Source organism: Amycolatopsis minnesotensis (assembly GCF_039529815.1).
GTDB classification, from domain to species: domain Bacteria; phylum Actinomycetota; class Actinomycetes; order Mycobacteriales; family Pseudonocardiaceae; genus Amycolatopsis; species Amycolatopsis minnesotensis.
The window spans coordinates 113893-126076 of sequence record NZ_BAAANN010000030.1; the positions used below are offsets into that span (position 1 = coordinate 113893).

A 12184-nucleotide genomic window follows, 5' to 3' on the forward strand; every position below is an offset into this window, starting at 1 on the left:
CTGGCCGACCGGTTCCGGCGCGGCTGAGGCGGGCACGCCGGATCTGCCGTGACCTCGACGGCACCCCGGTCGTCTATCGTTCGAGGCGACGCGGGGGCGCGGTACGGGGTGAGGGGGTCGGCGTGGCCGGGCACGACTATTCGACCAGTGCCGCGGGCGCGGTTCCGCTCGGCGAGCGGCGGCCGCGATCGCACTTCGCTTCGCTGTGGATCACCTTCGCGGCCGGGTTCACCTACCTGTTCCTCGGGTTCCAGTACCACGACGCCGGATACTCGCTGGCGCGCGCCGTCGGCACGGGCGCGCTCGGCGGGGTGGCTTACGTCGCGTATGCGCTGCCCGCCGCGTACCTGGGGTCGAGCACCGGGCTGACGCACGGGCTGCTCACCAGGTCCATTCTCGGCAAGGCCGGTTCGCTGCTGGTTTCGGTGCTGCTGATCGGGGTCGCCGCGGGCTGGGTCGCGTTCGCGTTCAACCTGCTCGCCACGTTGTACGACGGATTGTTCGGCTGGGGTGAAATCGTCGTGGTCAGCGTCGTGCTGGCGATTCTCGGCATCGTGAACAATTTGTTCGGTTTCACCGGCATCGCGGCTTTCGCCAGGTTCGTCGTCGCGCCGTTGCTCGTGGTGTGGATTCTGTACCTGGTCATCAAGGGGTTCGTGGAAATCCCCGGCGATGTGCTCGGCGCGGGTTCGGCGAATTCCGAACTGCCGTTGCTGTCCGGGGTCGGGGTGGCGATCGGTTCGGTGATGTGGGGCAACGAACCGGACACCTGGCGGTACGGGAAGCCGAAGGTGCTGTGGCCGCTGCCGGTACTGGCCGTCGCGGTGACGATCGGGCTCGTGCTGTTCGTCGCGGGCGGCTGGATGATGGCCGCCGTCTCGGGTGCCGGTGCCTCGGACTTCGGGCCCGCGTTCCGGTACACGGTCGGCTATTCGATGTTCGGGCTGCTGTGGCTCGGCGCGCTGGTCGCGACCGTGGTGCAGGTCGCGGTCAACGACGGCAACTACTACGAGATGGTCAACGCGGGGCAGAACCTGCTCGGCCAGCTCCCCGGCTGGCGGCGCTGGTGGACCTGCCTGCTGACGGCGGCGGTCGCGGCCGTGTTCGCCTGGCGGTTCCCCCAGGTCGAGAACGGGTTCTTCACGGTGACGAGCTGGTCGTCGCTGGCGCTCCCGTCGGTGACCGTGGTGATGTGCGTCGACCGGTTCCTCGTGCCGCGCTTCGGGTTGCGCCGTCCCGGTGGCGCGCCGCACTGGCGGGCGGCCGGGTTCGCGAACTGGCCGGGGATCGTGGCGGTGCTGGCCGCGGTCGGGTTCGGCGCGTGGGGCCTCGGCCTGTTCCCCGGCCGGGAACCGGCGCCGTCGGCAGGACTGCCTTCGGTGGAGGCGTGGCTGCTGGCCGGGGTGCTTTACGCTGCACTGGCCGCGCTGGCGGCGAGGTTTCCCCACGCGGGCGGCGTGCTGGGTTTCGCCGTGGTACCAACGAACGACGACAAGACCGCATCGACAGAATCGACAGAGGAGAGCGCGCGATGACCCGTTCGGCCCGCGAGGTACTCGACACCGTCCGGCAGGAACTGCTGCCGTCGGAAGGGGACAACCGGCTGGTTCCCCTGATCGAGCAGGGCCGTGCGCCGCGGTCGGTGTTCGCCGCGCTCGCCGCCGAGGAGTACCGGATCGTCACCAGCGACTGGCGCAGCTTCCTCGCGCTGGCGGGCAGGGCGGACGAGCGCAACGCGCGCGAGTTCTTCGCCGGGCTGGCGCAGGGCGAAGGGATCGCGCTCGGGAAGCTGACCGCGCTGGCCGAGGCGGTGGACCTGGACGAGGCCGCGTTGCGCGCGCACCGGCCGCGGGCGGGCTGCCAGGCGTACCCGGCGTACGTGGCGTGGCTCGCGCTCAACGTTTCGCCCGCGGACGCCGTGGTCGCGATGGTGTCGAACTTCGCCGCGTGGGGCAGCTACTGCGCGACGATCGCGCAGGCGATGCGCACCCAGTACGGCTTCGACGACGAGGCGTGCGGGTTCTTCGACCTGTTCGGCACGCCGCTGCCGGACGACCAGGCGGTCGCCGCCGTGCAGGCCGGTATCGACTCCGGCACGCTCACCGAGGACGTTTCCGACTACGGAAGGCTCTTCCAGAGCTACGAACTCATGTTCTGGAACACCATCGCCGACGAGGCCTGACTACGGGGCCTGACTACGGGGCCTGACTACGAGGCTTGACTACGAGGCCGGTGAGGGTGCGGTGTTCGCGGGGTGGCGCAGGTCGCCGATGAGACCGTCGTCGTAGAGCCGGAGGAACGCCGCCACGACCGCCGGGTCGAACCGCGTCCCGCTGCCGCGCACCAGCTCCGCGCGGGCGAGTCCGGGCTCCACGGCGGGCCGGTGGGGCCTGCCCGCGAGCATGGCGGCCCACGCGTCGCACACCGCGACGACCCTGGCCTCCACCCGGATCCCGCCACCGGAAAGCCCGGCCGGATAGCCGGAACCGTCGTGGCGTTCGTGGTGCTGGCGCACGACGCTCGCGAGTTCGAGCATTCCCGGGATGACCCGCAGCAGGTGGAAACCGTGCTCGGGATGGGCGCGCACGAGCCGCAGCTCGTCCTCGGCGAGGTTCCCCGGTTTGGCCCAGATCCGCCGCGGCACGAACAGCTTCCCGATGTCGCGGAGCCTGCCTGCCACCTCGGCGCGCCGCGCGGTGCCCTCGTCGTGCCCGAGTTCGGCGCACACCAGCCCGGCCCACCTGCCCACCGCGCCGCCGTGGCCCGCCGTCGAGGTCCAGCCGTCCACCTCGTCGGCGACGGTGCGCAGGTAGGCCAGCGAGGCTTCGCGGCCGGAGGCGCCGTCCCCGCCGTGGCCCGCCAGCGCGGACGGGTCGAGCACGTCGGCGGCGACCACGCGGTCGCGGCCGCTCTGCTTGGCGGTGTAGAGCGCGCGGTCGGCGGTGGTGACCAGCTCCAGCGGGGTCGCGCCGTGCAGCGGGAACACCGCGGCGCCGACCGAAACCGTGACCGGCACGGACAGCTCCTCGCTGATCCGCACCGGCGCGCTGCGCGTGGTCTCCCGCAGCCGTTCCGCGATCGCGTGCAGCTCCTCCGGCCCGATTCCCGGTGCCAGCAGGGCGAACTCCTCGCCGCCGTAGCGGGCGAGCACGTCCCCGCTCCTGGTCACCTCGCGCAGCCTGGCGACGACCTCCACCAGCACGCGGTCGCCGGCGGGGTGGCCGTACCGGTCGTTGATCGCCTTGAACCGGTCGACGTCGACGATCAGCACGGTCAGCCGGTGCCCGCCGCGGCGCGCGCGTGCCAGTTCGAGCGGGAGCTGGGTTTCGAAGAACCGGCGCGTGTACAGCCCGGTCAGCCCGTCGGTGATGGCGAGCTGGCGGTGCTGGATCACCAGCCCGCCCAGCCTGGTGATGATGAGCATGAACAGCACCGCGCACGCCACCGCGACGACCGGGATGTCGCGCAGCTCCCCGCGCCCGTACTGCACCAGCAGGATCAGCGGCGCCACCAGCGCCGCGGTGAGCAGCGCGATGATCCGGCCCGCGCCGAGCCGGTGGTCGCTCGCCGGGGCGCGGTCGCTGACCTGCTTCGCGGTCGGGTGCAGCGCGGCGGCGCCGAGTGCGAGGTTGCCGGAAAGCCAGATGGCGTCGAGGAAGTTGCCGACCTGGTAGGTGCCGGCGAGCTGCTGGAAGACGTAGATGCTGTCGGCGGCGAAGAACGCGACCAGATTGGCGCTGAGGAAGGAGAACGAGACCGGGCGGCGCCCTCTGCCGAGGATCAGCAGCAGCGACACCGACAGCATCGCGAGATCGAGGATCGGGTACGCGACCGACGCCAGCTTGGTGACGCCGGGGGTGTCCGCGCGGGCGTTCGGGCCGATCAGGTACAGCCACGACAGCGTCCCCGCGACGACCACGAGCATCGCGGCGTCCAGCACGCCCTGCACGTCGCCGCCGGGGTTGCGCAGCCGGATCAGCACGATCAGCCCGACCACGATGAACGGGTAGTGCGAGAGGTAGAGCACGTCGGCGAGCCCGGGGAACGTCGTGCTGCCGAGCACGAAGTGCGAGACGTAGAAGACGGAGTCGGCGGCCGCGTAGACGAGCTGGCTGACGCCGACGAACAGCCACGGCGCGCGGGGCGCGGTGCGCCCGCGCGCGGTGCTCACCAGCACCGCGACCGCGGAGGACGCGCTGACCAGGCAGTACAGCGTCACCGAGATGATCGCGTTGAGGCCGAGCGAGACGACGACGTAGTACAGGGCGGTGACGAGCACCCCGGCGATCAGGTAGGCGGACCAGGCCGCCGTCCGCACCCTGCCCCCCGTGACGGTCATCCGCCAACGGTAGCAACTCGAACACGGCGTGCGCATGCGAATCGGCGGGTGTCCGGCATGCGGCGAGCCCGCCGTACCGCTGACCGGTCAGCGGCGCGATGACCTGGTTCTCCGGTTCGATCGGGCCACTTCCGGAAAGGGGCCTTGAAATCGCGGCGACGGCGTTCCGTGAAAGAATCCGCGTGAATTGCCGGGCTGCGGAGCGGAAATTGTTTTCTGCGCGACGGCGGCCGGGACTGCTCCGAGGAGTTGTCATCGGAGTGCGAGCCGGGGGCGTGTTCTTGTCATTCCAAAGAGGACTCCGCGAGGGAATGTACGCGTGTTAAAGTGCCGCGGTGACCGTAAATTCGGCTGGCCCGTTCGGTTCACGGCTGCTCGGCCCCGCCGGGCAGGACCGCCGTACCCTGCGAATCCGGATCCAGCTGATCCTGACCAGCGCGCTCATCATCGCGAACCTGATCGGCGCCGGTGTGGTCGCCGCGCTGTCCGTGCTCGTCGTGCCGAGCGCGGGACCGGACAGCCACACCCTCGGCGTGCTGGCGATCGCGGCGCCGGTCTACCTCTGCGCGGCGATCGTCGCCGGCGCGATCTGGGGCACCAGGGACGCCTTCCGCGCGCTGCGCTGGGTCACCGAGGAGCGCACACCGGGCGCGGAGGAGCGCAAGGCCGCGCTGCGGGTGCCGTTGCGCCTGACCGCGGTCCAGCTCACCCTGTGGGGACTGGCGACCGTCCTGTTCACCGTGCTGGCCGGCCTGCTCCAGCCCTCGCTCGTCTACGCGATGGGGTTCACGGTCGGCTTCGCGGGTGTGGTGGTGTGCGCGAACGCTTACCTGCTCAGCGAATTCGCGCTGCGCCCGATCTCCGCGCAGGCCCTCTCCGGTGCCGCGCCGCAGGCGAGCGGGAGCGGGGTCCGGCTGCGGATGCTGCTGTTCTGGTCGCTCGGCACCGGTGTCCCGGCGGCCGGCCTGGTGATGGTGGCGGTGTTCGCGCTGGTGCGCGAGGACGTCTCCGCCACGAAGCTGGCCACCACCGTGGTCGTGCTCGGCTGCGTGGTGATCGTGTTCGGCATGCTGCTCACGGTGTTCACCGCGCGCGCGGTGGTGGCGCCGATCCGGTCGGTCCGGATCGCGCTGAGCAAGATCCGCCACGGCGATCTCGACGTGGCGGTCCAGGTCTACGACGGGACGGAACTGGGGCTGCTGCAGGCGGGGGTCAACCAGATGGCGGCCGGGCTGCGGGAGCGCGAGCACATCAGGGACCTGTTCGGCAAGCACGTCGGCGAGGACGTCGCGGCGGGCGCGCTGGGTGCGGGCACCGAACTCGGTGGCGAGGTGCGCGAGGTGTCCGTGCTCTTCGTCGACGTCGTCGGGTCGACCACGATCGCCGCGACCCGCCCGCCGACGGAGGTCGTCGAACTGCTCAACCGGTTCTTCGCGGTGGTCGTCGACGAGGTCGACCGCTACGACGGGCTGGTCAACAAGTTCGTCGGCGACGCGGTGCTGGCGATCTTCGGCGCGCCGGTCGAACTGCGCGAGCACGCCGGGGCCGCGCTCGCGGCGGCGAGGGCGATCGCGGCGAGGCTGCGGGCGGAGGTACCCGACTGCGAGGCGGGGATCGGGGTCGCCACCGGGCCCGCGGTCGCGGGCTACGTCGGGGACCGCCGCCGTTTCGAGTACACGGTGATCGGCGATCCGGTGAACGAGGCGGCACGGCTCACCGAACTGGCGAAGAGCGTGCCGGGCGGTCTCGTCGCGTCCTGGCGCGCCATCGAGTCCACATCGGACGGTGAAGGGGCGCGGTGGCGCGCGGCCGAGCAGATCACGCTGCGCGGACGCCTCGAGGAGACCACCGTCGCCGTGCCGCGCGAGGAGAGCTGACGCGCTAGCGCCGACCGTCCTTACGCGACTTGCGGACGACCTTGACCGAGCCCCAGAACGCCAGCCCGCTGATCCGGACCACCGGCGCGCCCGGCGGGGCGGCCTGGCGCCGGGAGCGCCTCGCGGTGCGGAAGCCGCCCATCAGCCCGGTGCCGTCGACTTCGACCGTGATGTCCTCCGGCGCGATGACCTCGACCCCGCCCATGATCGCGAACGCGGAGATCCGCGACCGCGCCGCGGTGAGCCTGGCGTACCGCAGGTCGATCGTGACCCCGCCCCAGAACGCCAGCGCCCGGTGCCGCGACGGCAGCGTCCACTCGCCCCTTCTGTCCACTCCGGACATCACCGCGACCGACCGCCTCGGGCCCTGCTCCGCGTCCGCGGCGGCGACCGCCCTGGTCTGGAGATCGGCCACCACCGCCTCGGTTTCGACGAGCGTCTTCGCGGCGTAGAGGTGGCCGAGCCGGTCTTCGAGTTCGTCCAGCGTGAGCTGGCCCGTACCGGAGGCGTGGTAGAGCGCCTGCGCCATGCGTTCGCGGTCGGCGTCGGAGGCGCGGAGCCGCAGGGGATCTTCGCTCATGTCGCCCACCTTGAAAGCCATGCTGGAACGTGCGCGGAATCGGGACGAAAGGATTTATAGCAGCTCCGGTGCGTTGTTCACAATTGTCAGTTCCTTTCCTTTTTCACCGTCGGCAGTTGTCACCGCGCTGCGAAAAGCGCCGGTCAGGGCTTCAGGAAGAAATCGACGAGCGGGAGCACGAGTTCCTTCCGCCCGAGCAGACCGCTGTGCGTCGTGCCCGGCAGCACCGCGAGCTGGGCGCCGCCGATCAGGTCCCGCATCCGCGCGGCGTGCTCGACGCGGACGAAGTCGTGGTCGCCGATCACCAGCAGGGTCGGTGCGGTGATGCCGCGGAGGTCGTCGAGCGACCAGGCGTCGACGGTGCCGGGCACGGTCGAGACCTTCGCCATGAACTCCGGGAAGTGCCCGGGGTCGGGCGCGGTGCTGGCGTAGGCCTCCCGCATGGCCGCGAAGTCGGCCTCGGTCGGCATCCGGGTCGAACTCGCCCACAGCGCGGGGTCGCGGATCTCGTCGTGGTAGCCGTCCGAGCGGAAGTGCGTCGCGGCCAGGAGTAACCGGTCCACCCGGCCGGGGTGGCTGAGCGCGACCTGGATGGCGACGAGGCCGCCGAGGCTGAACCCGAACAGGTCGGCGCGGTCGACGCCGAGGTGGTCGAGCAGGCCCGCGACGTCGTCGGCGAGGTTCGCCAGCGTCAGGTCCCGGCTGGTGTCGGCGGTGTGCCCGTGGCCCTGCAACTCGACGGCGATCACCTGCCTGGTCGCCGACAGCTCGGGCAGCAGCGCGCCGAAGGACAGCTCGATGGTGAGCAACCCGCCGTGCAGCACGACGAGGGGCTTACCGGTGCCGTGCACCTCGTAGTACAGGTTCAAGCCGTTGACCTGTGCGTATGCGGACTTCATCGCTCTTTCTCCGTTCACCGGTGCGGGTCGTACCGCTGACGCGTCGAACGGCGGACCGGGAATTCGACAGCGGCGCGAAAGATTCTTCCGAGGCTATCGGGCGGATCGTCGCAAGTGGACGCCCGAGCCGGTGCGTCCGTCGGGAGCACGCCGTTCGGACGGGGCCCTGCGAGTGATTGGTCTGGACCTCTGTCCGACCGGCGAGAACAATCGGAACGATGCGCGATACCACCGTGTCACCGGGGACGCCCTGCCGCACCGAGCACACCGGCGAGCCGCCGATGCACCGGCTGGAGGTCCCGATGCCGCACGCGCTCCCGTTCGCCATCGGCACGTTCGACTCCATCGGCCCGATGTCGCGCGCGCCGTTCCCGCACCGCCACACCTTCCACGAGATCGCCCACGTCACGGCGGGCACCGGCACGCACGTCGTCGACCTCGCGCGCTGGGAGCTGCGCCCGCCGCACCTGTACGTGCTCACCCCCGGTCAGGTGCACCACTGGGCGGACGCGCGCGGGCTGACCGGGGTCGTCGTCCTGTTCACCGACGACTTCCTGCTCGACCACCCCGCGGACCGGGATCTCCTGCGACGCCTCGGCGCGCGTCCGTGGCTGAACCCGGGCGCCGCCGACGACGTCGCGCTGTCCCGGCTCTTCGCCGAGCTCGAAGACGAGTACCGGCGCGCGGACGAAGGGGCCGAATCGGTGCTGCGCGCACTGCTGCACGTGCTGGTGGTCCGCCTCGCCAGGCTCTCCGAACTGGCGGTGGACACGCCGTCGGCGCGGCACTGCGGGGTCGTCGAGGAGTTCACCCGGCTGACCGGCACCGATCCGGCGCTCTGCTCGGTCGGTGAGTACGCGGCGCGCATCGGCGTCACGCCCGGTTACCTGACCAAGGTCGTCAAGGCGGAGACCGGCCGCACCCCGTCGCAGCTCGCCCGCGCGGCGCGCATGCTCGAAGCCAAGCGGCTGCTGGCCACGACGGCGCTGAGCGTGCGGCAGGTCGCGGCCAGGGTCGGCTTCGTCGACCCGGCCTACTTCTGCCGGTTCTTCCGGCGGGAGACCGGGGTGAGCCCCGGTGACTTCAGGCGTGCCGGCGATGTGCTTCCCCACCAGGGAGACCGTCGCCGCCCGCGTGAAAAAACACCACGACCATCGGATCCAGTCCATCGTCAGCGCCGCACCGCGGACGTAGCTTCACGGTGAATCCCCGACGCCCCACAAGGAGCAGACATGGATGAGTTCCCGGACGGCGACCACGAAACCACCACGGAAGGGTCCGGCGGCAGGGAGATCAGCCGCAAGACCGCGTTGAAGGCCGCGCTCGCCGCGGGCGTCACGGTGCCGCTGGCGATGATCGCCGTCCCGGCTCTGGCCCGCACCAACGTGACCACCGGCGCGGCGCCCGAGCTGACGCCGCCGTGCGACGACGGCGACGACCCGACCCCGCCCCAGATGGAGGGCCCCTACTTCAAGCCGAGTTCGCCGGAGCGGACCAATCTGGTCACACCGGGCACGCCGGGCACCCGGCTGACCGTGACCGGGTACGTGTTCGGGCGGGCCTGCCTGCCGGTGAGCCGGGCGCTGCTGGACTTCTGGCAGGCCGACAACAACGGTGCCTACGACATGGCCGGCTACACCTTCCGCGGGCACCAGTACACCAACGCGCAGGGCGCCTTCACGCTGACCACGATCGTGCCCGGCCTCTACCCCGGCCGGACCAGGCACATCCACGTCAAGGTGCAGGCGCCGGGACGGCCCATCCTGACCACGCAGCTCTACTTCCCCGGCGAGCCGCGCAACAACACCGACTCGTTGTTCGACCCGCGCCTGCTGATGACGGTCCGCGACGGGCAGGGCGGCAAGGAAGCTGCGTTCGACTTCGTCCTCAACGTGCCGCAGACCGGTACACCGACGACCTCGCCCACCACACCGCCCACCACGCCTCCCGGCAGCGACAGCTGGGTCGCGGGTACTTCGTACGCCGCGGGCACCAGGGTCACCTACGGCGGCCGCGCGTTCGTGTGCCTGCAGGGCCATCTGGCCCAGTCCGGCTGGGAACCGCCGTCGGCGCCCGCGCTGTGGCGGGCCGAATGAGCGGCCGTCGCGGTCCTTGATCAACCGCCGCCACGAGGCGTTTTCCGGTGCCGGACCGGCCGGGACGCCCCGTGGCGGCGTCCCGGCCGGTCCGGAATGGCGCGACTCGCCCGGCGCAATTCACGGTATGGGGCCGGTCCTCGCCGTGTTGTTCGATAGGGTACGAGCTTCCTCCCCAATGAGTAGAAGGCTTTTACCCATGGCTCAAAAAATCAGCGTCCAGATGCTCGACGACATCGACGGCACCGAGGCGACCCAGACGGTTCCCTTCGCCCTCGACGGCGTTTCCTACGAGATCGATCTGTCCGACGACAACGCGGCGAGGCTTCGCGACGAACTGGCCGTCTATGTCGGCGCGGGCCAGCGCATCGGCGGCAGGAAGATCCGTCTCGCCACCGGGCAGACCGCGGCCGAGGGCGGTTCCACCACGACCACGGCCGACCGCGAGCGCAACCGTCAGATCCGGGTCTGGGCGCAGGAGAACGGCTACGAGGTCGCCGAGCGCGGCCGCCTCTCCAGCGAAATCGTCGCCGCCTACGAGGTGGCACAGCAGGCGCCGGTGGAAAAGGTGGCCGAGAAGCCCGCCCGCAAGCGCGCGCCGAGGCGCAAGAAGGCGGCCAGCGTCGCCTGATTGGCGTTGCCAGGGGGTGGGCGGCCGACCGGCCGCCCACCCCCTGGTGTTTTCGCCACTGGTTTCCGGAAACGGCCGCTTTCCGTGCCCGGCTCGTGTCAGAAGGTGATGCCGAACCCTTCGATCGAACCGGTGTCGAACCGGTAGAGGTCGCGCACCCGCAGTTTCCAGGTGCCGTTCGCGCTTTCCGCCGAGGCGTCCACCGGGTAGGTCTGGTGCACGCCGTCCGCGGAGCCCGTCCCGCCCGCGTCCTTCAGCCGGTACGCCTTTCCGCTCGGCCCGATGAGGTCGATGGCGAGATCGGCGGAGTAGCTGTGTCCGATGTCGACCTTCACCGGGAGCGCGGCCGGGGCCCTGCCGTCGCAGCCGTCCTGGGTGAGCGAACTGGTCACCTCGTCGCCGCCGTCCGGGATCGCGACCGGGACCGTCCCGGTCTTCGTCCCGCACTTCGGCCCCGGCCCGCCGTCGCCGATGAACGACATGTTCAGCAGCTTGTTCGGCGAGCCGCTGCCGGGGTTCTTCACGGCGCCGTCGGTGGCGTTCTGCACGAGCGCGTCACGGACCTGCTGCGGGCTCGCCGAGGGGGTGGCCGCGAGGTACAGCGCGGCCGCGCCGACGACGTGCGGGGTGGCCATCGAGGTCCCGCTCATGTTCGCCGTGCCGCCGCCGCTCGTGCTGAGCGAGGTGATGTTGACCCCGGGGCCGAAGAGGTCAGTGCAGGTCCCGTAGTTCGAGAAGGACGCCCGGTTGTCGTTCTGGTCGGACGCGTTCACGGTGATCGCTTCGGGCACCCGCGCGGGGCTCGTGTTGCACGCGTCGCTCGAGGCGTTGCCCGAGGCGACGCCGTAGACCACACCGGAGGCGATGGACTTCTTCAGCGCGTCGTCGCCGACGCCGGGCGCGTCCATGGTGAGGCTCATGTTCGCCACCGCGGGCTTGTGCGCGTTCGCGGTGACCCAGTCGACGGCGTCGATGATCCCGGAGTCGGGGCCGGTGTCGGAGCAGTCGCCGCCGAGCACCTTGAGCCCGACGATCTTGACCTGCTTCGCCACGCCGTAGGTCTTGCTGGCGATCGTCCCCGAGGTGTGGCTGCCGTGGCCGTGGCAGTCCTTGCCGTCGCCGCCGAAGAAGTCCTTCCCGACGCTGGCGCGGCCTTCGTACTCGGGGTTGCCGGGGTTGATCCCGGTGTCGAGGTCGTACGCGGTGACCCCTTCGCCGCTGTTGCCGTAGGCGTACTTCCGGTCGAGCGGCAGGGTCTTCTGGTCGATCCGGTCCAGGCCCCAGGTCGGGTTGTTCTGCGTGCCCGCCGCCTTCGCGGTGCCGTCCTGGTACACCGTCTCGACCGCGGGGTCGGCGGCGAGCCTGCGGGCCTGCCGTTCGGTCATCTTCCGCACCGAGAACCCGTGGATGGTGGCCGTGTAGGTCGAGCGCACCTCACCGCCGTAGCGCTGGGCCAGCGATGACGAGGTCGCCTGGATACCGGCAACACCGTCCTTGAGCTTCACGATGTACTGGTCGCCGTAGTGCTGTTTCGCCTGCACCACGACGCCTTCGGGTTCGGCGGCCACGGACGTTCCCGCGCCGAGCGCGAGCAGCGGGCCCAGCACGCCGAGTGCCAGCAGGGTCTTTCCGGTCCTGTGCATCAGATCCTCGTCTCGGTCAGCTGATGGTGAGGGTGTAGGTGGCGGTGCCGGTCTTGCCGGTGGAGTCGGTGGCGGTGACGGTGATGGGGTAGGTGCCTGTCTGGAAGGGGGCGATGACC

At 70.8% G+C, this 12184-nt stretch carries 11 protein-coding genes; 6 read left to right on the forward strand and 5 right to left on the reverse strand.

All coding sequences use genetic code 11. From position 1 onward, the window contains the following. Positions 1 to 122 precede the first annotated feature (122 nt). A complete protein-coding gene (locus ABD256_RS31580) occupies positions 123 to 1535 on the forward strand; it encodes a purine-cytosine permease family protein (protein ID WP_344427306.1) in 1413 nt (470 codons plus the stop codon). After that, complete coding sequence (locus ABD256_RS31585) at positions 1532 to 2182, forward strand: thiaminase II/PqqC family protein (RefSeq protein WP_344427309.1); 651 nt, start codon at positions 1532 to 1534, stop codon at positions 2180 to 2182. Before ABD256_RS31580 ends, ABD256_RS31585 begins: the two co-directional genes overlap by 4 nt. Before the next feature lie 39 nt (positions 2183 to 2221). Here ABD256_RS31585 and ABD256_RS31590 read toward each other — a convergent pair whose 3' ends face one another. Then, positions 2222 to 4339, reverse strand: coding sequence for a bifunctional diguanylate cyclase/phosphohydrolase (locus ABD256_RS31590; protein ID WP_344427312.1), 2118 nt, complete (start codon positions 4337 to 4339; stop codon positions 2222 to 2224). A gap of 335 nt (positions 4340 to 4674) precedes the next feature. On the opposite strand from ABD256_RS31590, the gene ABD256_RS31595 reads away from it, so the two are divergent. Beyond that, complete coding sequence (locus tag ABD256_RS31595) at positions 4675 to 6216, forward strand: adenylate/guanylate cyclase domain-containing protein (RefSeq protein WP_344427315.1); 1542 nt, start codon at positions 4675 to 4677, stop codon at positions 6214 to 6216. Between the two features lie 4 nt (positions 6217 to 6220). Here ABD256_RS31595 and ABD256_RS31600 read toward each other — a convergent pair whose 3' ends face one another. Further along, the gene (locus tag ABD256_RS31600; RefSeq protein ID WP_344427318.1) at positions 6221 to 6796 is read right to left on the reverse strand and encodes a DUF1707 SHOCT-like domain-containing protein; all 576 of its coding nucleotides are present in this window, start codon (positions 6794 to 6796) and stop codon (positions 6221 to 6223) included. Between the two features lie 143 nt (positions 6797 to 6939). Then, entirely contained in the window at positions 6940 to 7695 is a 756-nt protein-coding gene (locus tag ABD256_RS31605) for an alpha/beta fold hydrolase (RefSeq protein WP_344427321.1), read from the reverse strand. A gap of 218 nt (positions 7696 to 7913) precedes the next feature. On the opposite strand from ABD256_RS31605, the gene ABD256_RS31610 reads away from it, so the two are divergent. The 3 genes from ABD256_RS31610 (at position 7914) to ABD256_RS31620 (ending at position 10422) form a co-directional block, all read left to right on the forward strand. After that, positions 7914 to 8900, forward strand: coding sequence for a helix-turn-helix domain-containing protein (locus tag ABD256_RS31610; RefSeq protein WP_344427324.1), 987 nt, complete (start codon positions 7914 to 7916; stop codon positions 8898 to 8900). A 27-nt stretch (positions 8901 to 8927) separates the two neighbouring features. Then, positions 8928 to 9791: a dioxygenase family protein gene (locus ABD256_RS31615; protein WP_344427327.1), complete on the forward strand. Its 864-nt coding sequence runs from the start codon at positions 8928 to 8930 to the stop codon at positions 9789 to 9791. 199 nt (positions 9792 to 9990) lie between these two features. Next, positions 9991 to 10422 carry a histone-like nucleoid-structuring protein Lsr2 gene (locus ABD256_RS31620; RefSeq protein ID WP_344427330.1) on the forward strand — a complete coding sequence of 144 codons (432 nt, stop codon included), beginning with the start codon at positions 9991 to 9993 and terminating at the stop codon, positions 10420 to 10422. 98 nt (positions 10423 to 10520) lie between these two features. Here ABD256_RS31620 and ABD256_RS31625 read toward each other — a convergent pair whose 3' ends face one another. Further along, the gene (locus ABD256_RS31625) at positions 10521 to 12065 is read right to left on the reverse strand and encodes a S8 family peptidase (protein WP_344427333.1); all 1545 of its coding nucleotides are present in this window, start codon (positions 12063 to 12065) and stop codon (positions 10521 to 10523) included. 16 nt (positions 12066 to 12081) lie between these two features. Further along, positions 12082 to 12180: a putative Ig domain-containing protein gene (locus ABD256_RS31630; protein ID WP_344427345.1), complete on the reverse strand. Its 99-nt coding sequence runs from the start codon at positions 12178 to 12180 to the stop codon at positions 12082 to 12084. Positions 12181 to 12184: the final 4 nt, after the last annotated feature.

Bases quoted from the DNA above. Each gene is read 5' to 3' on its own strand.
- ABD256_RS31610 (WP_344427324.1), top strand. From the start codon at position 7,914: ATGCGCGATACCACCGTGTCACCGGGGACGCCCTGCCGCACCGAGCAC.
- ABD256_RS31615 (WP_344427327.1), top strand. From the start codon at position 8,928: ATGGATGAGTTCCCGGACGGCGACCACGAAACCACCACGGAAGGGTCC.
- ABD256_RS31605 (WP_344427321.1), bottom strand. From the start codon at position 7,695: ATGAAGTCCGCATACGCACAGGTCAACGGCTTGAACCTGTACTACGAG.
- ABD256_RS31620 (WP_344427330.1), top strand. From the start codon at position 9,991: ATGGCTCAAAAAATCAGCGTCCAGATGCTCGACGACATCGACGGCACC.
- ABD256_RS31590 (WP_344427312.1), bottom strand. From the start codon at position 4,339: ATGACCGTCACGGGGGGCAGGGTGCGGACGGCGGCCTGGTCCGCCTAC.
- ABD256_RS31625 (WP_344427333.1), bottom strand. From the start codon at position 12,065: ATGCACAGGACCGGAAAGACCCTGCTGGCACTCGGCGTGCTGGGCCCG.
- ABD256_RS31600 (WP_344427318.1), bottom strand. From the start codon at position 6,796: ATGAGCGAAGATCCCCTGCGGCTCCGCGCCTCCGACGCCGACCGCGAA.
- ABD256_RS31585 (WP_344427309.1), top strand. From the start codon at position 1,532: ATGACCCGTTCGGCCCGCGAGGTACTCGACACCGTCCGGCAGGAACTG.